Below are 458 nucleotides of genomic sequence, written 5' to 3' on the forward strand. Positions count from 1 at the left end.
ATTTTTTTAAATTACATGTAAATTCTGCCATGATCTCCTACTCCTCGTTTTCGAAGCGGTATAGCAAATACTCCTGAAGAAACAGCGAAAGGCCGAATGCGAATCCGATGATCGCAAGAAGCAGTTTCAGCATACCATAAGAATCATGGATCCGAAACAGGGAGAGTGCTAAAATGGCTGCCATAATAATCAACGTCAGAGACACTCTGTTGGCGATCGCCGCTGCACGGTTAACGTTAGCCTCATACCGCTCGTCAATCATAATTCCCGACATCTTTCCCTCGTAATAAAAACCAAAAAATCCGAAGAAGCAGAAAAATATCAGTGGAAAGGGTACATCTAAGACTCCACTCTCTCCAAAAAACTGCGGGACGAATCCGAGAAATCCAAAGAGGCCGAAGAAGCCGAGCAGTCCAAGTTTCGGGCTGATTTTTCTGGTGTACTGTGGTTTTTGTTTT

General features: G+C 43.7%; 1 protein-coding gene. It reads right to left on the reverse strand.

Annotation, left to right across the window (positions count from 1 at the left end; genetic code table 11):
• Positions 1 to 37 precede the first annotated feature (37 nt).
• A partial coding sequence (locus NE664_13870; protein MCQ4727721.1) for a DUF3796 domain-containing protein occupies positions 38 to 458 on the reverse strand: 421 nt, incomplete at its 5' end.

The organism is Anaerotignum faecicola (assembly GCA_024460105.1).
Lineage (GTDB): Bacteria > Bacillota > Clostridia > Lachnospirales > Anaerotignaceae > JANFXS01.